Below are 20,224 nucleotides of genomic sequence, written 5' to 3' on the forward strand. Positions count from 1 at the left end.
CGCACCGGCCGGTGCGATGCCCCTGGCCCCGGGAGCCTGGGCTGCGACAATGGCCGGATGCGTGAGGGGGCGGGCGAGCACGGGGCGGGGCTGACGAGTCTGCGCCGTCTCACCTGGTGGACGGTGCCGGGGACCAGCGTGTGTCTCCTGGTGCTGTTCTACGGCGAATGGATCCTGGACCCGGATGTGCCCGTCCGGCTCCGCGTCCCCGCCGCCGTGGCCCTCGTCGTCGACACGGTCGCGAGCGCGGTGCTGCTGGGCGGCCGGCTGACGCTGCCGGACACCGGCGACGACGCACGTCCCGTACGGCCGCCGAGGGTATGGACGGCGGTCGCGGTCGCCGCCACGCTCGTGCTCGCGGTGCTGCCCCTGACCCGGCGCGACTACGAACTCTGGGCGGTCGCGCCCGCCGTGACCGTCGCGATCTGCGCGGCCCACCTGGGCCCACGGCACCGCCGGACGCTGATCGTCGGCGCGGTGGCCCTCGCCCCGGTGCCGGGTGGTGCCGTCAGTCTGGCCACGGGCGACGGGGAACCGGCATATGCCGCGCTCTTCCCGGCCGGGCTCGTCGCCTTCACCGTGTGGATGGTGCTGGGCCCGCTGTGGGCGTGGCACATCGCCCGACGACTGGACCGGGCACGGCGGCTGGAGGCCGAGTCGGCGGTCAAGGACGAACGGCTCCGCTTCGCCGCCGACCTGCACGACATCCAGGGCCACCACCTCCAGGTCATCGCGCTGAAGAGCGAGTTGGCGGCGCGGCTGGTGGAGCGGGACCCGGTGCGCGCGGCTGCCGAGATGCGCGAGGTACGGCAGTTGTCGGCGGACGCCCTGCGGGACACCCGGGCCGTGGTGCGGGGCTACCGCCGTACCGCGCTCGACGACGAGATCGCCAACGCCGGCAAGGTGCTGGCCGCCGCCGGCATCGACACCCGTACGGTCCTCGAACCGGCCTCGCTCCCCGCCGACCTGACCGACACCGGACGGCATCTCCTCGGGCTGGTGATGCGGGAGGCCACCACCAACGTGCTGCGCCACAGCCGGGCCCGGTACGCCGAGGTCGACTGCCGTGTCGTCGACGGGCGGGCCCGGCTGCGCATGACCAACGACGGTGCCGACGCGCATCCCGTCGGCACGGACGGTACGGGGCTCATCGCGCTCGACGAACGACTGCGGGCCGCCCAGGGCGAGTTGACATGGCGCCGCGACGGCGACCGCTTCGAGGTGACGGCCTCGCTGCCGCTCGGACCCACGAAGGGGGCGGCACGATGATCCGGCTGCTCGTCGCCGACGACGAGGACCTCCTCAGAAGCGCCCTCGCCGCGCTGCTCGCGCTGGAGGACGACCTGACGGTCGTCGCCGAGGCGTCCACGTCCACCGAGGCGGTGCGGCTGGCCCGCGAGTTCCGCCCGGACATCGCGGTGCTCGATCTGGAGATGCCGCCGACGGACGGGCTGCGCGCCGCCGAGGAGATCGTGGCCGAACTGCCCACCCACGTCGTGCTGGTGACCCGGCACGCCCGTCCGGCGGTGCTGCGGCGGGCGCTCTCCGCCGGGGTGCGCGGCTTCGTGCCCAAGACCACCCCGGCCGCCCGGCTGGCGGAGATCCTCCGCGATGTCGCCGCCGGACGCCGCTACGTCGACCCCGACATCGCCGCGTCCGCCCTCACCGAGGACGACTGCCCGCTCAGCGACCGCGAACTGCAGGTGCTGCGCGCGGCCCGCACCGGCGCCTCGGTCGCCGAGATCGCCGCCGAGGTCCACCTGGCCCAGGGCACCGTCCGCAACTACCTCTCGGCCGCGATGGCCAAGCTGGGCGCCCCCACCCGGCACGCGGCGGCGCACCACGCGTGGCAGCAGGGCTGGATCTGAGCGGGAGACCGGGAACCGCTCAGTACACGTCCCGCACGTACCGCTTCTCCGTGGCCAGTTGCTTCACGTACGCGGCCGCCTCGTCCTCGGTCATCCCGCCGTGGGTGATCGCGACGTCCCGCAGGGCCCGGTCGACGTCCTTCGCCATCCGGGAGGCGTCGCCGCACACATAGAAGCGGGCGCCGTCCTGGAGCCAGTGCCACAGCTCGGGTCCGTGCTCGCGCATCCGGTCCTGGACGTAGACCTTGGCACGCTGGTCACGGGAGAAGGCGGTGTCCAGCCTGCTGAGCACACCCGACTCCTGAAGGTCGGCCAGCTCCTCCTGGTAGTAGAAGTCCGTCGCCCGGTGCTGCTCCCCGAAGAACAGCCAGTTGGGCGCCCGGTGGCCGAGGGCCCGCCGTTCCTGGAGGAAGCCCAGGAAGGGCGCGACACCGGTGCCGGGACCGACCATGATCATGGGGGTCACCGGGTCGGCCGGCGGCCGGAAGTGCGGCGAGCGCTGGACGAAGACCGGCACCTCCAGGTCCGCCTCGCCGTCCGCGAGGAAGGGGGAGCAGACCCCGCCGCGCGGGGTCCCGCGCAGGTTCTCGTACCGCACCACCGACACCGTCAGCGAGATGTGGTGCGGGTCGACGAGCGGGCTCGACGAGATCGAGTACAGACGCGGCTGGAGCTTCTTGAAGACACCGGCCCACTCCTGCGCGGAGGCCCGTACGGCGAACTCGGCGACCACGTCGACGGCCTGTCGGCCCCACGACCACTGGGCCAGCCCGTCCTTGTTGTCCGGACGCATGAGCTTCTTCAACTCCCGGTTGTCCCGGGTGCGTTCGGCGACGAAGCGGAGCAGGTCCGCGGTGATCCGGGTGATGTCGAGATGCCTGTGCAGCGCCTCGGCGAACGGCACCTCGCCGAGCCCGTCCAGCGTCACGGGAGCCGAACCGTCCAGGCCGGTCACCGCCAGCCACTCCGCGACCAGGCCGAGGGAGTTGACCGGCCGCACACCGAGCGCGTCGCCCGCCTCGTACGACAGTGTCGTCCCGCTGGTGTCGAAGGTGAACCGGCGCACCTCCTTGCCCGCGCCGGGCAGGCTCAGCAGCCGGTTGCCGACCAGCCGGGCGATGGTGGGCGCGGGCCTCGCGGAGCGCGGGGCGGCGGGCGTGGACCCGGGCGCGGCGGTGACCGGGGGAGCGGTGAGGGTGGCGGAGCCCAGCGGCGTCGTAGCCGAGGTCGTGAGCCCGCCTGCGCCGTCGTCCCCGTCCGTGCCCGTGCCGAGCGCGGTGATGACCTGGCCCAGCCAGGCGTCCGCCGACGGTTCGTAGTCGGGCTCGCAGTCCGTGCGGGGCGCCAGACGCACCGCGCCCAACTCGTCGAGCCGGGCGTCCAGCCGACGGCCGTGCCCGCAGAAGTCGTCGTACGAGGAGTCCCCGAAGGCCAGCACGGCGTAGCGCACGCCGTCCAGGCGGGGGGCCTCCTGCCGGGACAGCGCGTCCCAGAACCCGGAGCCGTTGTCGGGCGCGTCGCCGTCCCCGAAGGTGCTGGTGATCAGCAACAGGTCGGCGCCGTGCGGCAGTCGGTCCGGCGCGGCCTCGTCCATGCCGACGAGCGTCGCCCGGTGCCCCGCCGCCCCCAGGTGCTCGGCCGCCGCCATCGCGTACTCCTCGGCCGTCCCGGTCTGCGAGGCCCACAGCACGACGACCTCGCGTCCGGCCGGTTCGGCGGCGGGCGGCGCGCTCGGCGCCGCCGACGACCGCGAGTACATCCCGGCGAGCACGCCGTTCACCCACACCGCGTGCTCGGGCGCGAACGGCGCGTCCGCCGGCAGCACGGGCACCCCCTGCACTCCTGACCCGAGCCCGGCGAGGAACCCGGTGAGGTACTGCCGCTCCTGGGCGGAGAGGACGGGCGGCGGCGAGGGTTCGAGACCGAAGGGGTTGGTACCCGGGACGACGGCGGACGGCACGGTCACCGCCGCCGGGACCGGGGACGCGGGTGCGGGGGCCGCCACCGGGGCGGGCACCGGCGCGGACGTCCCCGTGGGCTCGTCGCCGAAGGGTGCCGGAACCCTCGCCGGCGCGGCCACCTTCGCCAGGGACACCGCGCACACCTTCAACTCCGGCTGGAACGACAGCGGATCCACCGCGTCGCTCGTCACCGCGTTGATGCTCAGGTACTCCCCGAACAGGTCGTTCCAGTGGAACGGCGCGAACACGCACCCGGGCATCACCCGGTCGGAGACCACCGCCGGAAGGACGGCCCGCCCCCGCCGTGACGCGACCTCCACCGAGTCCCCGTCCTCGACGCCCAGTTCACGCGCGTCCTGCGGATGCACCTCCACGAACGGGCCGGGGTTCAGCTTGTTGAGCTTGGCGACCCTGCCCGTCTTCGTCAGCGTGTGCCACTGGTGCTGGAGCCGCCCGGTGTTGAGCACGAACGGGTAGTCGTCGTCCGGCATCTCGGCGGCCGGCAGGTGCGGCCGCGCGTGGAACACGGCCCGCCCACTGGCCGTGGGGAAGAGCAACCCCCGGCCCACGGCGCCGTCGACTCCCTCGGCGCCGTCACCGCTCGCCGCGCCGTCACCGCTCGCGTCGCCGTTCCCCGTCATGTAGCGGATCGGATTGCGCGCGGGGCCGTCCTCCGAAGCCGCGGGCCACTGCACGGACCCCGACCGCAGCCGGTCGTAGGTCACGCCCCGCAGGTCCCACCCGGTCTTCGGGTTCCACGCCCGCTTGATCTCCTCGAAGACCTGCTCGGCGCTGTCGTACGCGAAGCCCTTCTCGAACCCCATCTCCCGGGCGACGGCCGCGATGATCCGCCAGTCGGCCATCGCCTCGCCCGGCGGGTCGGCGGCGGGTGCGGCCAGCGTGAGGTTGCGCTCGCTGTTGACGAGGACGCCCTCGGACTCGGTCCACAGCGCGCCGGGCAGCACGACATCGGCGTACGCGTTGGTCTCGGTGTCGGCGAAGACGTCCTGGGTGACGACGAACTCCGCTGCCTCCAGCCCCTCGATGACGGTCCTGCGGTTGGCGACCGAGGCGACCGGGTTGGTGCAGATGATCCAGCAGGCCTTGATCTCCCCGTCGGCCATCTTCTGGAACATCTCGACCGTGCCCTTGCCGACGCCGTCCGCGCGCAGGGAGTCCGGCGCCAGCTCCCACAGCTCCTCGACGAACGCCCGCTCCTCGGACACGAGCACGGACCGCTGACCGGGCAGCCCCGGCCCCATGTAGCCCATCTCGCGTCCGCCCATCGCGTTGGGCTGGCCGGTGAGCGAGAACGGGCCGCTGCCGGGACGGCAGATCGCGCCGGTCGCCAGATGCAGATTGACGAGCGCGTTGGTGTTCCAGGTGCCGTGCGTGGACTGGTTGAGCCCCATCGTCCAGCAGCTCGTCCACTCGGCGGCCTCACCGATCAGCCGCGCGGCCGCGCGGATGTCGTCCGCCGGGATGCCGGTGATCTCGGCGACGACGTCCGGCGCGTAGTCGGCGAGGAAGTCGGGCATCGCCTCCCAGCCCTCGGTGTGGGCGGCGATGAAGTCCGGGTCGGTGTGCCCGTTCGCGTGCAGCAGGTGCAACAGTCCGTTGAGGAGGGCGAGGTCCGTGCCCGGGCGTATCCGCAGGAAGAGGTCGGCCTTCTCGGCCGTGGCCGTGCGGCGCGGATCGACGACGATCAGTTTCGCGCCCGCCTTGACCCGGTCCATCATCCGGAGGAAGAGGATCGGATGGCAGTCCGCCATGTTCGAGCCGATGACGAGGAAGACGTCCGCCCTGTCGAGATCGTCGTAGGAGCCGGGCGGCCCGTCGGCGCCCAGCGACAGCTTGTAGCCGGTGCCGGCGCTCGCCATGCACAGCCGGGAGTTGGACTCGATCTGGTTGGTGCGGATGAAGCCCTTGGCCAGCTTGTTCGCGAGGTACTGGGCCTCCAGGCTCATCTGGCCGGAGACGTAGAACGCGAACGCGTCGGGTCCGTGCTCGTCGATGATCGCGCGCAGCCGCCGGGCGGTCTCCGCGATCGCGTCGGAGACGGGCGCGGGGACCGGTTCGTCGCCCCGGTCGTCGCGCACGAGGGCGGTGGTGAGGCGGCCGGGCGCGGCGAGCATGTCGGCGGTGGTCGCGCCCTTGGTGCACAGGCGGCCGAAGTTCGCCGGGTGGGACTTGTCGCCGGACGCCTTGAGGACCGTGCGCCGGCCGTCGGGACCCATCCCGACGTCCAGGAGCATGCCGCAGCCGACACCGCAGTACGAGCACACGGTCCGCACCTGGGTGGTGGTGCTCTGCGGGCCCTGTGCGGCCACGGGCGGCCCCTCTCTGTCGGCGTCCGGGGTCTCCGGTCGGTCGTCCGTGCGGTCGTCCGGTCGGTCCACCGGTCGCTGTCGGTGCGCTGTCGCTGTTGCTGTCGCCTTCGGTGCGGCGGCCCGCGCTGTCCGGCGTGACAGCCGTGCACCGCCCGGCGCGATGGCCGGTCGCCGTCCGACAGGCAGTCGGTCGCCGTCCGATACGCAGCCGGTCCTCATCCGATACGGCAGCCGGTCGGCTTCCGCTCAGCTTCCGGATCGCGCCCGGCAGGCTCGATCGTACGAATTGCCCGTTACGCCTGTGTCACATGATCTGATCATGAGGCGTTACGCCCGCCACACACGGCCGCGCAAGGGGTTGTGAGGGCGGGTTCCGGCCGACCTCCCGGACGCGGGAGTCGCGGTCCGTGTCGCTGTTGGGCCGAACGGGTGAGCTGCGTAAGAATTGCCTGATGCAGTCATTCAGTGCGAGCCAGGGGGAAGGCCGGTGAACAGGGTGAACAGCCACGACGTCACCGACGAACAGTGGGAGGGGCTCGCCCAGGTCGTGCCGCTGCGGGGCCGGGACGCCTGGCCGTCCGCGGTCGGCCATCGGACCATACCGGAAGCCGAGACGGAGGCCCGGCGCCGCTTCGTGGTGCTGCGCGTCAACGTCTTCGCGGACGCCCGCGAGGTGGCTGAGACGCTGATGGCGGGCGTTCCGGTGCTCTTGGACCTGTCGGGGGCGGAGAGCGACACCGCCAAGCGGGTGCTCGATTTCAGTACGGGTGTCGTCTTCGGTCTGGCTTCCGGAATGCACCGGGTCGACCGGAACGTGTTCCTTCTCACGCCGCCGGGCACCGAGGTGCGGGGGCTGATGGAGGGCGTCGGGGTTCCCGGCGCGTGAGGCGCGGCGCCCCGGGGTTGCCGCGCCTCGGGGTGCGGGGCGCTTCCAGGCGGGCGGGCGCTCTCGTCCAGGGTGGGGCGCCCTCCTCCCGGGCGGGGCGCTCCCTCGATCGTAGGAAGATCCACTCGGCGGAACGGTTTGCCTGTCGGGCGGGCCCCTAGTGTCCGCATATGACCGTGTCATCCCTTTCTTCGGTGGTGCCCGGCGTGGACACCGGGGCGCGTCCGGAGCGGCCGAGCGTCACCGAACTCCGGCTCTCCGCCTTCGCCGGGCACCGCAACACCTTCCTCCCGCTCGGGCCGCTGACCCTCCTCGCGGGGCGCAGCGGCAGCGGCAAGACGACCGCGCTCAGGGCGTACGAGGCGCTGGCCGGGCTCGGTGGCGGCGCCCGCCTCGCCGAGGCCTTCCCCGACCCGCGGGGCTGTGTCCCCGAGCGGGCCCGCCCCGACGCCCAACGGCGCCGGGGCTTTCGCATCGGCTGCACGGCCGACGGCCCCGAAGGGCCCGTGCACCTCGACGTCGCCGTCCAGGCCGAGCCCGAACTCCGCGTGGTGGGCGAGCGGTTGACGTGCGGCGGGCTCACCCTGCTGGAGACGGCGCTCGTCGACCCGAGCCGCCCCGTGGTCCAGGCCGCCTGGCACACGGCCGGCACCTCACCGGTCACCCGCGGCCCCCTGCCCGACGACCGCCTCGGCACCGCGCTGCTCCCGCTCCGCGTCGCCGGCAAGACGGACGGGCAGCGCCGGGTCCTCGCCGCCGCCGAGCAGATGGTGGTGGCCCTCCGCTCGGTCTACGCCTGTGATCCGAGCCCCGGCCGGATGCGCGCCGCCGTGCCGCTCGGCTCCGGCCGGCTCCTGCGGGGCTGCGACAACCTCGCCGACGTGCTGTGGCGCACACGGACGGAGTGCGGGCGGCGGCACGCGCTGCTCGTCGGTGCCGTGCGCGACGGCTGCGTGGGACCGGTCCTCGATCTGCTCGCCGAGCCCCTGCGGGGCGGCGCGGTACGGGCGGTGCTGGACCGGGGGGACGGTGTGCGGACGGCCCTGGGTCTGCTGGGGGACGGCGAGTTGCGGTACCTCGCGCTGGCGCTCGTGCTGTTCACCGGCCCCGGCGTGCTGGAGGTCGACCAGGCCGCGGAGGTGCCGGCGGCTCTCCAGACGCTGACCGTCCTCGCCGACGGCTTCGACCGGGCCCTGGACCCCCGGCAGACGGGGGAGTTGGTGCGGCTGGCGGCCCGGATGTGCGAGCGCGGGCACATCCGGCTCGTCGGCGCGGTGAGCGACGCCTCCTGGGCCGCCGGAGTGGCGGGGGTGACGGTGGTAGACCTGAACCGTGAGAGATCCTGAGACCGAGCCGGGGCAAAGTCCTGAGACCGAGACGGGGCGAAGTCCTGAGACCGAGACGGGGCAAGGTCCAGAAACCGGGCCGGGGCACGGCCCCGAAGCCGAGCCGGGGCACGGCCCTGGCCCCGAGCCGGAACGCGGCCCTGGCCCCGAGCGGAAGCCGGACGTGGCGGCGCTGCAGCGGCGGCTCGCCGAGTTCGCCGCCGCCCGTGACTGGCAGCCGTACCACACCCCCAAGAACCTGGTCTCGGCGCTGAGCGTCGAGGCGTCCGAACTGGTCGAGATCTTCCAGTGGTTGACGCCGGAGGAGTCGGCGCGTGTGATGGCGGACCCGGAGACCGCCCACCGGGTCACGGACGAGGTGGCCGACGTCCTCGCCTATCTGCTCCAGCTCTGCGAGGTGCTGGGGATCGATCCGTTGTCAGCCCTGGATGCGAAGATCGACCGCAACGAACGGAGATTTCCGGCGCCGGGGCGCCCCTGAGGCGGCTCGACGCTGAGCCTCTCCGTCCGGTTGTCACTCTCCGGAGTTGAAAAGTTGTCCACAGCCGACTTGTTATCCACAGATTTCGGGCTTCCTCTGGCTTTCTGTCTCAGCCGCCCTCACTGTGGGTAATGAACAGGCAGGAGTTCGGGCGGACGTGTGAGAGCGCGTCGGGGAAAGTCGGGGGCAGCGCATGGATGCGGTGCGGCTCATCTTCGCGAGTGGGCGTGCTCTGGCGGGCAGCGTCGAGGGACCTCAGATCATGGCGGAGGCGTGGCAGTCCTATGCCCTCGCCCAGGCGATCGGGAGCCGCCTCGCGGTCTCGGGACCTCCCGAACTGCGCGGTGAGGCACTGGGGTTGACCGAGCTGGCCGGCAGCGGCTGCGGCATACTCGGCGCCCCGCCGCTCGGCGTGGGCGATTTACGCGCCGCCCAGCTCACCGAGTTGGGCGACGCCCACGAGTCGCTGCTGCGGCTCGGAGGTCTGCTGGGCGAGGTCGGTATCGCGCTCGTGGGCCTGGCGAGCGGGGCGGACGACGAGGCGACGTACTGGCAGTGCATGGAGGCGATCGACGCGGCGGACGAGGCGCGGGACCGGGTGCTGGAAATGCTGCGGCGCCTGGCGGTGAGAGACCAGGTCCTCTCGGAGAGAGACGCGGCGGCGGGCTGAGCCGTCCGGGGGCGAGTGGTTCGTGGCTGCGCACGAGGTTTCCGGCGGGCCTGAAGGACGGGGTGCCCCCTGTTCTTCGAGTTCTTCGAGGGGCGCAGCCCCCGAACACGGCGAACGCCCGGCCGGGAAGGCACGGCCGGGCGTCGGGGTTCGTGGCTCGGAGAGCCCTGGCTCAGGCGGGTTCGCTCTCCTCCGCGGCGGCGGCACGCGGCGCGGAGAACTCCGCGTCGAGCTGGGACAGGTCCGCGTTCAGGGCAGCCATCAGCTCCTCCATCTGCTGGAGCAGACCCTTCGGCTGCGCAGGCACGGCAGCCTGCTCCGGCACGGCTTCCTGGGACATGTGACGGCCTCCTCGGCCCTCGCCCCCGAGGGGGCACGTGGTGCGCTCGCGCCGGCAGCGGACGCCGGCGACGGGTGCCGGGCGGTCCGGCTCCTCCCGAGCAACGATCACCGTTCCGGCCGGTCACTGACCCCGTCCGTGCCGGGCGCCGGGTTGACGGATTTTCACCCGACCGTGGCCCCAAGGCACCGGTGGAACCGGTGCCGTTGACCGGGGGTCGAGCGTGCAGGATGGAGGCATGGATCTTCGCATCTTCACCGAGCCCCAGCAGGGGGCGACCTACGACACCCTCCTCGCCGTCGCCAAGGCGACCGAGGACCTCGGCTTCGACGCGTTCTTCCGCTCCGACCACTATCTGCGCATGGGTTCGTCGGACGGCCTGCCGGGCCCCACCGACGCCTGGATCACCCTGGCCGGACTCGCCCGCGAGACCAAGCGCATCCGCCTCGGCACCCTGATGACTGCAGGAACCTTCCGCCTGCCGGGTGTGCTCGCCATCCAGGTCGCGCAGATCGACCAGATGTCCGGCGGCCGCGTCGAACTCGGCCTGGGCGCGGGCTGGTTCGAGGAGGAGCACAAGGCGTACGGCATCCCGTTCCCCAAGGAGAAGTTCGGACGACTGGAGGAGCAGCTGGCCATCGTCACCGGCCTGTGGGCCACCGAGGTCGGCAAGACGTTCTCCTTCGAGGGCACCCACTACCAGCTGACCGACTCGCCCGCGCTGCCCAAGCCCGCGCAGGCCAAGGTGCCGGTCCTCATCGGCGGCCACGGCGCGGTCCGCACCCCGCGGCTCGCCGCGCGGTACGCCGACGAGTTCAACATGCCGTTCGCGTCGATCGAGGACAGCGAGCGCCAGTTCGGCCGGGTCCGTGCGGCCGCCGAGGAGGCCGGCCGCAAGGGCGACGACCTCGTGTACTCGAACGCCCTGGTCGTCTGCGTGGGCAAGGACGACGCCGAGGTCGCCCGGCGCGCCGCCGCGATCGGCCGTGAGGTCGACGAGCTCAAGGCCAACGGCCTCGCCGGCTCCCCGGCCGAGGTCGTCGACAAGCTCGGCCGCTACCGGGCCATCGGCTCCCAGCGCGTCTACCTCCAGGTCCTCGACCTCGACGACCTGGACCACCTGGAGCTGATCTCCGCCCAGGTGCAGTCCCAGCTGTCCTGACGTGTGACGCCTCCCGCGCCGGGCGCGGGAGGCGGTCGTCCACGGCGATCACCGTCCCGGCCCGCATCCTGGGACGTCGCGATATCCGAAGAGTCTCGTTGTTGTGCAAAACGTTTTGGATATCTAGCTTGTGCCGCATGAGAGACGACACGTCCCCTTCCGTCACCCGCCACCGCCTCCTGGTACGCGGCTGTGACGTGCTGCGCGTCCCGGTGGAGGGCGAGTGCGACGTCCTGCCCGGGCGGGACATCGTGGTGGCCGACGGCGTCATCGTGGACGTACGGCCGACGGGCCCGGAGCGGCCCGCGGAGCCGGGCACGGAGGTCGTCGACGGGCGGGGGCTGCTGGCCCTGCCCGGACTGGTGAACGCGCACACGCACAGCCCGATGGTGCTGATGCGGGGCGCGGCCGAGGACGTCACGGTCGAGGGGTGGTTCAACGACCGCGTCTGGCCCATGGAGTCCAACCTGACCGCCGAGGACGTACGGGCCGGCGCGCTGCTGGCCTGCGCGGAGATGATCCGGTCGGGCGTCACCACCTTCGCCGACCACTACTTCTTCCCCGACCGGATCGCCGAGGCGGTGGCCGCGACGGGGCTGCGCGCCGACATCGCGCCCACCTACTTCAGCAGCGGTGGCGCGGCGGCGCTGGAGGCCGGCGTCGCCTTCGCCGAGAGCTGGCACGGCGGGGCCGACGGCCGGGTGACCGTCTCGCTCGGGCCGCACGCCCCGTACACCGTCGAGGACCGGGATCTGCGGACCCTGGCCGACCACGCCCGGCGGCTCGGGCTGCGGATGCACATCCACGCCGCCGAGCACCTGGAGCAGACGCGGTCCAGCCTGGAGCGGCGGGGGATCACCCCGATCCGGGTGCTGCACGACACCGGTGTCCTCGACGCGGGTGCCCTCATCGCGCACGGCTGCGGGATCGTCGAGCGGGACCTGCCACTGCTCGCCGAGTACGCGGACCGGACCGCCGTGGCCTGCTGCCCCAAGGTGTATCTCAAGCACGCGCTGTCCCCGCTGACGCCGGTCCGCGACCTGCTCGGCGCCGGGATCACGGTCGCCGTCGGCACGGACGGGGCCGCCGGGCACAACACCCTGGACGTCTGGGAGGCGCTGCGGCTGGTCGCGCTCACGCAGAAGCAGGCGGTGCGGGACGCGACGTGGATGACGGTGTCCGACACCCTGCGCACGGCCCTGCGGGGCGGGGCCCGGGCCCTGGGGCTCCAGGACCGGATCGGTGCGCTGGAACCGGGCATGCGCGCCGACATCGTCCTCACCGATCTGTCCGGCCCGCACTGCCGTCCGCTGCACGACCCGCGGGCCGCCCTCGTCTACAGCGCCCGCGCCGCCGACGTGCGCACGGTGGTCGTCGACGGGCGGGTCCTGATGCGCGACGGGCGGCTCCTCACCGTCGACGAGCCCGCGCTGCTCGCCGACGTCGACGCACGCGTGGCCCGGATCCTCGACACCTCCCACGGGAGAGCGGTGCAGCACTATGACCCGTGACCTGACCCGTGACACCGCCCACGACCGCTCCGCCGTGCGCCGGGCCGCCTCCATCAAGGACGTGGCCGCGGCGGCCGGGGTCAGCCCCACCACCGTCTCGCACGTGCTGAGCGGCAACCGGCCCGTCAACGAACAGACCGCCGCCCGGGTGCGGAGCGTCGTCAACCGGCTGGGGTACGTGCCCGCCTCGCTGGCCCGCAGCCTCCAGGCCGGCGCCACCTCCGTGATCGGCCTGCTGATCCCGGACATCAGCAACACCTTCTTCGCCGAGCTGGCCAAGGGTGCCGAGGACGCCGCCCACGACCTCGGGTACGGGCTGATCCTGTGCAACACCGAGTTCGACGCCGACCGCGAGGACCGCTATCTCGGCATGATCCGCAGCCGGTTCATCGACGGCATGGTGTACGCCTCCGGATCGCCCCCGTCGCGGAGGCGGCTGGAGGCGCTGATGGGCAAGTTCCCGATCGCGCTCGCCGACGAGGAGGTCGAGGGCCTGAGCGGGGCGCTCATCGCCAGCGCCGACCACGAGGCGGGCGGGCGGCTGGTCGGCGAGCACCTGCGGGCCCTCGGCCACCGCCGGGCCCTGATGCTGACCGGCCCCCGCGACCTGCGCAGCGGGGCGGCCCGCGCGCACGGCTTCCGCCAGGCCTTCCACGGCGACGTCGTCGAGCGGACGGGCGACTTCAAGGAGGAGTCCGGATACCGCCTGGTCGCCGAACTGCTCGACGACGGCGGACTCGCGGACCGCACCGCCGTGTTCGCGGCCAACGACCTGATGGCGTTCGGCGCGCTCGCCGCGCTGCGGGAGGCCGGGCTGTCCGTTCCGGAGGACCTCTCCGTCGTCGGCTTCGACGACATCCGGGCCGCCTCGCTGGTCAACCCGTCGCTGACCACCGTCCACCAGCCCGCCTACGACGTCGGGCGCACCGCCACCGCGCAACTCCTCCAGTACGTCTCCCGGGGCGAGGTCCCGCCCGCGTCCCGGCACACCCTCCCCGTCGAGCTGAAGGTACGGGGGAGCACGGCGCCGCCCCCCGCGCGCTGAACCACGCCCCTCGTCAGTACCGCCGCCGCGCCACGCGGCCATGTCCCCGTGCCCCGAAACCCCCCTGAGAGAAAGGCGGTTCGCCCATGCCCCGAGTCCTCGTCGTCGGCGAGTCCTGGTTCACGTACACGGTCCATCAGAAGGGCTTCGACGCCTTCCACACCGCCGAGTACACCGAGGGCGGCGGCGTCTTCCTCGACGCGCTGCGCTCACGCGGCCACGAGGTCACGTACGTGCCCGCGCACGAGATACCGACGCGGGTCCCGGACACCCCCGAGGGCCTCGACGCGTTCGACGTCGTGGTCATCAGCGATGTCGGCGCGAACAGCTTCCAGCTGCCGCCGGAGACCTTCAACCGGTCCGAGCCCGCGCCCGACCGCACCGAGCTGGTGCGGGACTTCGTCGAGCGGGGCGGAGGCGTGCTGATGATCGGCGGCTATCTGACGTTCAGCGGTATCGACGCCCGCGCGCGCTGGGGGCGTACGCCGCTGGCGGCCGCCCTGCCGGTGGCGATGCTCGACCGCGACGACCGGGTGGAACTGCCGGCCGGCGCCGCCCCCGAGGTGGTGGGCCCCCACCCGGTCCTCGCCGGACTCGACCGGACCTGGCCCGCGCTCCTCGGCCTCAACGAGGTCGCCGTACGAGCGGACGCCGCGCTGCTCGCCGAGTGCGCCGGGCATCCGCTGCTGGCCGTCGGCGCCCACGGCACCGGCCGCTCGGCCGCCTTCACCTCCGACGTCGCGCCGCACTGGGCCCCGCCCCCGTTCCTGGAGTGGGACGGCTACCCCGACCTGTGGGACCGCCTCGTCCGCTGGCTCGCGGGGGAGGAGCTGTGACGGCCGCCGAGGCCGCCGCCGGTGCTCCCGTGTCCGCCGGCACGCCCCACATCTCCGCCGCCCCCGGCGACTTCGCGCCGCTCGTGCTGATGCCCGGGGACCCGCGGCGGGCCCGGCGGATCGCCGAGACGGTGCTGGCGGACGCGCGGCTGGTCACCGAGGTGCGCGGCATCCTCGGGTACACCGGCACGTACCGGGGCGTGCCGATGTCGGTGCTCGCCTCCGGCATGGGCATCCCGTCGGTGTCGATCTACGCGACGGAGCTGTTCCGGCACTACGGGGTCCGTCGGATCGTCCGCGTCGGCACGGCGGGCGCGCTGCCCGTCTCGGTCGCCCTCCGGGACGTCGTCATCGCCTCCGCCGCGCACACCGACTCCAGCGTCAGCCGACTCCTGGTGGACGGGGTGACCCTGTCCCTCGCCGCGTCCTACCGGCCGTTGCGCGCGGCCGTCGACGCCGCGGACTCCTCCGAGGCGGAGGGACCGGGCGCACCGTGCGGCTCTCGGCGCCCGGTCGTGCACATCGGGCCGGTGTTCTCCAGCGACCACTTCTACCTCGACCGGCCCGCCGTCCTCGACGCCCTCGAACGCCGGGGCACCCTCGCCGTCGAGATGGAGGCGGCCGGGCTGTACGCCGTGGCCGCGGCGGAGGGCGCCGAGGCGCTCGCCGTCCTGACCGTGTCGGACCACGTCCGCACCGGTGAGGCCCTGTCCGCGGCGGACAGGGAGACCGGGTTCGACCGGGCCGTCCGCGTCGCCGCGGCCGCGCTGTCGGCCGACGGCTGAAATTCCCACGGAAGAAATCAAACAGAAACCGTTCGGCGTAGCCAAAACGTTTTGCACTTCTTACTGTCGCTGTCAGCGAGGACAGGGAAAGCAGGGAAAATGATCAGGAGGTCGAAGGCGATGAGAACGTACGGACCGGGAGCCGCCGTCGCGGTGGCGGGAATGCTTGTGCTGAGCGCGTGCGGAGGATCGGGCTCCGACGATTCGGGTGCGGACTCCTCCGGAAAGACCCGGATCAAATTGGTGGTCAACGGCGGGCTCGGCGACAAGTCCTTCTTCGACTCCGCGTACGAGGGCCTGAAGCGGGCCGAGAGCAAGCTCGGCTACGAGCTGAAGGTGGTGGAGCTCGGTTCGGACCGCACCAAGTGGGAGCCGGGATTCGAGGACGCGGCGGCGGCCGACGACTACGACATTCTCGCGGCCGGCACCTTCGACGTCACCGACTACATCGGTGAACTCGCCCCGCAGTACCCCGACAAGAAGTTCTGGGTGTTCGACTCCGCGGTCGACTACACCGGAAAGAACGGCTGTTCCAACAAGTGTGAGAACGTCTACTCGGTGACCTTCAAGCAGAACGAGGGCGGATATCTCGCCGGATTCCTCGCCGAGAAGCTCGTCGCCGAGAAAGCCCTCAAGGGCGCCGAATCCCTGAACAAGGTCGGAGTCGTCGGCGGTGTGAAGATTCCCGTCATCGAGGACTTCATCGTCGGATTCAAGGCCGGATTCAAGGCGGCCGGCGGGAAGAACTCCGACGTCCTCACCCAGTACGTCGGCGGCGACAAGCCCTTCGGCGACCCCGCGAAGGGCAAGGAGATCTCCACCGCGATGTACGGACAGGGCGCCGCCCTCGTCTGGCCGGTCGCGGGGCTCTCCGGACTCGGCACGTTCGAGTCGGCCGCGAGCGCCGGCCGCTACACCTTCGGCGTCGACTCCGACCAGTACCAGACCCTCACCGACAACGCCCAGCAGAACACCGTCGTCACCTCGATCCTGAAGAACGTCGGCAACGCCCTCTACCAGGCCGCCGAGGACGACAAGAAGGACGCCGTGAAGTACGGCGCCGTGGAGAGCGTCGGACTCGCCGAGGACGCGGTCGGATACGTCGACGACGCCCACTTCCAGGAGATCGTGCCGGAGAGCATCCGCACCGAGCTCCAGGAGGCGGCCGACCGTGTGAAGTCCGGTTCCCTCACGGTCCCCAGCGCCTTCTGACCCCCGACCCCACCCCGAACGGCCTTGAGATGAACGAGTCATGGGACCCGGCCGGGCCCGCCGTCGCCACCCGCGAGGTCACCAAGACCTACGCCAACGGCGTACGCGCGGTCCGGGGCGTCGCCCTCGACGTACCGGTCGGTGAGATCCGCGCGGTCGTCGGCGAGAACGGCGCGGGCAAGTCCACGCTGATGAAGCTGTTCTACGGTCTGGAGCAGCCCACGTCCGGCGAGATCCTGATCGGCGGCCGGCCCCGCGTGCTGCGCGGCCCGGCGGCCGCGATCGCGCTCGGCGTGGGCATGGTCCACCAGAACCTGATGCTGGTGCCGTCCTTCACGGTCGCCCAGAACGTCGTCCTCGGCGTCGAACCCGGCCGGCGGGGCCTGGTCGACGCCGGTGCGGCGGTCGAGGCGACCGCCCGGCTGGCCGAGGAGGCCGGCCTCGCCGTCGACCCGCTGGCTCGCATCGACGAGGTCTCGGTCGGCATGCGCCAGCGCGCCGAGATCCTCAAGGCCCTGCACCGCCGCGCCCGGATCCTGATCCTGGACGAGCCGACCGCCGTCCTCACCCCGCAGGAGGCGGAGGATCTCTTCGCCGCCGTACGCCGCCTGCGCGACGGCGGGATGACGGTGCTGTTCATCTCCCACAAGCTGCGCGAGGTGCGGGAGATCAGCGACCGGGTGAGCGTGATGCGGGCTGGCGCCCTCGTCGGGACCGTCGCCACCGCCGACACCTCCGAACGCGACCTCGCCGCGATGATGGTGGGCCGCGAGATGTCCCTCGACGTGGACCGGGCCCCGGCCCGGCGCGCCGGGACCACCCTGCGGGTGCGGGACCTGGGCTACGCCGCCCCGACCGGGCAGTCCCTGCACGGCCTCGACTTCGACGTCGCCGCCGGCGAGATCGTCGGCGTGGCCGGGATCGAGGGCAACGGGCAGACCGAACTCGCCGAGATCCTCGCCGGGTTGCGGCGGCCGGGCACGGGCACCGTACGGGTCGGCGACACCGACACCGCCGGGCTGGACGTCGCGGGACACCGCCGGGCCGGCATCGGCTACGTCCCCGAGGACCGCCTCCACGACGGGGCCGCGCTGGACGAGTCCATCGCCGACAACCTCGTCGTCGACCGGCACGACCGCCCGCCCCTCGCCCGCCGGGGCGTCCTCAGCCCGGCCGCGGTGCGCGCCCACGCCGAACGACTCGTCGCGGACTACGCGATCCGCACCCCCGACCCGTCCGTCCCGGTGCGCGCCCTGTCCGGCGGCAACATGCAGAAGGTCGTCGTCGCCCGTGAACTCTCCGCCGGACCACTGCTGTTGATCGCGGCTCAGGTCACCCGGGGTGTGGACATCGGCGCCATGCGCTTCATGTACGAACGGCTCGTCGCCGCCCGCGACGAGGGCGCCGCGATCCTGCTCGTCTCCGCCGACCTCACCGAACTCCTCGCCCTCTCCGACCGGTTGCTCGTCCTCAAGGACGGCCGGCTCGTCGGCCGCTTCGACGACACGACGGGCCTCACGGAGAAGCAGGTCGGCCTCTACATGCTCGGCGTCGAACAGCACGCGCCGGAACGGCTGAGAGCCGGGCTGACCGATGACTCCGGCCCAGGCGATTCCCACTCAGACTCCGGCTCCGACGACTCCGGCTCCGACGACTCCGGCTCCGGCCGCTCCGGGAAGGCGGCCTCCTCATGACCGGCACCCTCATCGAGAGCGAGGACCGCAGGGAGTACCGGGCCACCCGGCGCCGCGGCCTCGTCGTCGACCTCAGCATGACCCTGGCGACCATCCTGGCCGCCCTCGTCATCGGCTTCCTCGTGATGCTCGCCACCGGCAAGGACCCGGTCGCCGCCTACGAGGCCCTGCTCACCGGCCCGTTGGAGCGCTCCTTCCGGGTCGGCCGCTGGCTAGAGGACGCCACCACGCTCATCCTGCTCGGCCTGTCGGTGGCCATCCCCTTCCGGGCCCGCCAGATCAGTCTGGGCGCCGAGAGCCAGCTGTACGCGGGCGCGTTGGCGGCGGCCACGGTCGCGATCTTCCTGCCGCTGCCACCCGTCGCCGCCGTGATCGTCCCGCTGGTCGCCGCCGCGGCGGCCGGGGCCGGCATGGGCTTCGTACCCGGCTCGATGAAGGCACGGCTCGGCGCCAACGAGATCGTCGCGACGCTGATGCTCAACGCCATCGTCGTCCGCGTCTACGACTACCTGGTGAACGGCCCGTTGAAGGAGCCCGGCAGCAGTGCCGTCCACTCGGAGCGCATCCAGCCGGACTCCGCGCTCACCCCGCTCACCGAATGGCTGGGCATCCCCTTCGGCCGCGCCAACGTCGGCTTCCTGCTGATGCTGCTCGCCGCCGTCGCCCTGTGGCTGCTCATCTCCCGCACCCCGCTCGGCTACCGCATCCGGATGACCGGGTCCAATCCGCACTTCGCCGAGTACGGCGGTATCCGGGTGCCCCGGGCCATCGAGTGGAGCTTCGTGATCGGCGGGGCCGTCGCGGGTCTCGCCGGAGCCCATCTCGTGCAGGGCGTGTACGGGCGCCTCGAACCCGGGCTCGCCGGCAGCCTCGCCTTCGAGGGCATCGTGGTGGCGCTGCTCGCCCGGAACAACCCGCTGGTCGTCGTGGTCGCCGGCCTCTTCTACTCCTACCTGCGTGCCGGGGGAGACATCATGGAACAGCAGACGGACGTCGGCACGGAGATCGTCGTCGTGATCCAGGCGGTCATCGTCCTCCTGGTCACCGCCCAGGCCCTCCCGGACCTCCTCAAACGCCGTCTCGCACGCCGACCGGCGACCGCCCCGCAGGGTGAGGGGGCCACCCGATGAGTTCCGTCGTCGACGTCGTCCTCAGCAGCGCCTTCCTCGCCGCCGTGCTGCGCGTGGCCACCCCGTATCTCCTCGCCGCCATGGGCGGACTCGTCGCCGAACGCGCCGGCATCAGCAACATCGCCCTGGAGGGCCAGATGCTGAGCGCCGCCTGCACGGGCGCGCTGGTCGCCGGCTACAGCGGATCGGTCGCGGCCGGCGCCCTCGCCGGGGTGGCGGTGGCCGTCCTGCTCGGCCTCCTCCTCGCCGCGCTCAGGCTGGAACTGGGCGCCGACGCGATCATCGCCGGCATCGGCCTCAACCTGCTCGCGTCCGGCGGCACCGCCTACGCCGTCTTCACCCTCCTCGGCGACAAGGGCGGCACGTCGGGCCTGAAGAGCGGAACCCTGCCCACGGTCACCCTGCCCGGCATCGAGGACATCCCAGTGCTGGGGGACGTACTGAGCGGCCAGAACATGCTCACCTGGCTGGCCTTCCTCTCGGCGCCCTTCGTCGCCTGGCTCTTCTACCGCACCCGCTTCGGCTTCCACCTCCGCGCGGTCGGCGAGATGCCGGACGCCGCCGCCTCCGTCGGCATCGCGGTACGGCGCGTGCAGTACGCCGGCCTCGCCCTCAGCGGCGCGCTCGCCGGCCTCGCCGGGGTGTTCCTCAGCATGGGATACGTCTCCTTCTTCGTCCGGGACATGACCGCCGGCCGCGGCTTCATCGCCCTCGCCGCGGTCTTCCTCGGCGGCCTGCGGCCCTGGGGCGTCTTCCTGGCCGCCCTCGGCTTCGGCGCGGCCGAGGCCCTGGCGGTCCAGCTCGGCACCCTCGACGTCCCCCCGCAACTGGTGTCGACCATCCCGTACGCCATGACCCTGGTCGCGCTGGCGCTCTACGCGTGGCGAAGGAAGCGCCGGGGCGCGGGGCAGGTGGCCCCGGCGTCTCTCTGACCGGCCCGCTTCCGGGCGGGGCGGGCCTGGAAAGC

General features: G+C 72.6%; 17 protein-coding genes. 15 read left to right on the forward strand and 2 right to left on the reverse strand.

All coding sequences use genetic code 11. The features are described 5' to 3' along the window. Nucleotides 1–57: 57 nt before the first annotated feature. Both ACZ52C_RS21890 and ACZ52C_RS21895 read left to right on the forward strand, forming a co-directional pair. The gene (locus ACZ52C_RS21890; protein ID WP_469076294.1) at nt 58–1,269 is read left to right on the forward strand and encodes a sensor histidine kinase; all 1,212 of its coding nucleotides are present in this window, start codon (nt 58–60) and stop codon (nt 1,267–1,269) included. Then, on the forward strand, nt 1,266–1,868 hold the full coding sequence (locus ACZ52C_RS21895) for a response regulator transcription factor (RefSeq protein ID WP_469076295.1): 603 nt from the start codon (nt 1,266–1,268) through the stop codon (nt 1,866–1,868). Before ACZ52C_RS21890 ends, ACZ52C_RS21895 begins: the two co-directional genes overlap by 4 nt. Before the next feature lie 19 nt (nt 1,869–1,887). On the opposite strand, the gene ACZ52C_RS21900 is transcribed toward ACZ52C_RS21895, so the two are convergent. Next, on the reverse strand, nt 1,888–6,159 hold the full coding sequence (locus ACZ52C_RS21900) for a molybdopterin-dependent oxidoreductase (RefSeq protein WP_469076296.1): 4,272 nt from the start codon (nt 6,157–6,159) through the stop codon (nt 1,888–1,890). A gap of 496 nt (nt 6,160–6,655) precedes the next feature. On the opposite strand from ACZ52C_RS21900, the gene ACZ52C_RS21905 reads away from it, so the two are divergent. The 4 genes from ACZ52C_RS21905 to ACZ52C_RS21920 all read left to right on the forward strand — a co-directional run bounded on the left by ACZ52C_RS21905 (nt 6,656) and on the right by ACZ52C_RS21920 (nt 9,542). Then, nucleotides 6,656–7,045 (forward strand): cell division protein SepF, encoded by a 390-nt coding sequence (locus ACZ52C_RS21905; RefSeq protein ID WP_469076503.1) that lies wholly within the window; start codon nt 6,656–6,658, stop codon nt 7,043–7,045. A 170-nt stretch (nt 7,046–7,215) separates the two neighbouring features. Further along, nucleotides 7,216–8,391, forward strand: coding sequence for an AAA family ATPase (locus tag ACZ52C_RS21910; protein ID WP_469076297.1), 1,176 nt, complete (start codon nt 7,216–7,218; stop codon nt 8,389–8,391). A 163-nt stretch (nt 8,392–8,554) separates the two neighbouring features. Further along, nucleotides 8,555–8,872, forward strand: coding sequence for a nucleotide pyrophosphohydrolase (locus ACZ52C_RS21915; RefSeq protein WP_469076298.1), 318 nt, complete (start codon nt 8,555–8,557; stop codon nt 8,870–8,872). A 193-nt stretch (nt 8,873–9,065) separates the two neighbouring features. Continuing rightward, the gene (locus tag ACZ52C_RS21920; protein WP_316725309.1) at nt 9,066–9,542 is read left to right on the forward strand and encodes a DUF6099 family protein; all 477 of its coding nucleotides are present in this window, start codon (nt 9,066–9,068) and stop codon (nt 9,540–9,542) included. 172 nt (nt 9,543–9,714) lie between these two features. Here the strand turns inward: ACZ52C_RS21920 and ACZ52C_RS21925 are convergent, their stop codons facing one another. Then, nucleotides 9,715–9,882 carry a hypothetical protein gene (locus ACZ52C_RS21925; RefSeq protein WP_177261818.1) on the reverse strand — a complete coding sequence of 56 codons (168 nt, stop codon included), beginning with the start codon at nt 9,880–9,882 and terminating at the stop codon, nt 9,715–9,717. 238 nt (nt 9,883–10,120) lie between these two features. On the opposite strand from ACZ52C_RS21925, the gene ACZ52C_RS21930 reads away from it, so the two are divergent. The 9 genes from ACZ52C_RS21930 to ACZ52C_RS21970 all read left to right on the forward strand — a co-directional run bounded on the left by ACZ52C_RS21930 (nt 10,121) and on the right by ACZ52C_RS21970 (nt 20,189). Then, nucleotides 10,121–11,044 (forward strand): LLM class F420-dependent oxidoreductase, encoded by a 924-nt coding sequence (locus ACZ52C_RS21930; protein WP_469076299.1) that lies wholly within the window; start codon nt 10,121–10,123, stop codon nt 11,042–11,044. A 137-nt stretch (nt 11,045–11,181) separates the two neighbouring features. Next, nucleotides 11,182–12,555 carry an amidohydrolase gene (locus tag ACZ52C_RS21935; protein ID WP_469076300.1) on the forward strand — a complete coding sequence of 458 codons (1,374 nt, stop codon included), beginning with the start codon at nt 11,182–11,184 and terminating at the stop codon, nt 12,553–12,555. Further along, complete coding sequence (locus ACZ52C_RS21940; protein ID WP_469076301.1) at nt 12,545–13,600, forward strand: LacI family DNA-binding transcriptional regulator; 1,056 nt, start codon at nt 12,545–12,547, stop codon at nt 13,598–13,600. The genes ACZ52C_RS21935 and ACZ52C_RS21940 overlap by 11 nt, the downstream gene beginning before the upstream one ends. A gap of 86 nt (nt 13,601–13,686) precedes the next feature. Then, entirely contained in the window at nt 13,687–14,436 is a 750-nt protein-coding gene (locus ACZ52C_RS21945) for a glutamine amidotransferase (protein WP_469076302.1), read from the forward strand. Beyond that, the gene (gene deoD, locus ACZ52C_RS21950) at nt 14,433–15,221 is read left to right on the forward strand and encodes a purine-nucleoside phosphorylase (protein ID WP_469076303.1); all 789 of its coding nucleotides are present in this window, start codon (nt 14,433–14,435) and stop codon (nt 15,219–15,221) included. The genes ACZ52C_RS21945 and deoD overlap by 4 nt, the downstream gene beginning before the upstream one ends. 120 nt (nt 15,222–15,341) lie before the next feature. Further along, the gene (locus ACZ52C_RS21955; RefSeq protein WP_469076304.1) at nt 15,342–16,433 is read left to right on the forward strand and encodes a BMP family lipoprotein; all 1,092 of its coding nucleotides are present in this window, start codon (nt 15,342–15,344) and stop codon (nt 16,431–16,433) included. A gap of 29 nt (nt 16,434–16,462) precedes the next feature. Next, nucleotides 16,463–18,127, forward strand: a complete 1,665-nt coding sequence (locus ACZ52C_RS21960; protein ID WP_469076305.1) for an ABC transporter ATP-binding protein — start codon at nt 16,463–16,465, stop codon at nt 18,125–18,127. Continuing rightward, nucleotides 18,124–19,257, forward strand: a complete 1,134-nt coding sequence (locus ACZ52C_RS21965) for an ABC transporter permease (RefSeq protein WP_469076306.1) — start codon at nt 18,124–18,126, stop codon at nt 19,255–19,257. Before ACZ52C_RS21960 ends, ACZ52C_RS21965 begins: the two co-directional genes overlap by 4 nt. Continuing rightward, nucleotides 19,254–20,189, forward strand: a complete 936-nt coding sequence (locus ACZ52C_RS21970; protein ID WP_469076307.1) for an ABC transporter permease — start codon at nt 19,254–19,256, stop codon at nt 20,187–20,189. The genes ACZ52C_RS21965 and ACZ52C_RS21970 overlap by 4 nt, the downstream gene beginning before the upstream one ends. Nucleotides 20,190–20,224: the final 35 nt, after the last annotated feature.

It is taken from the genome of Streptomyces sp. NPDC034049 (assembly GCF_055575575.1).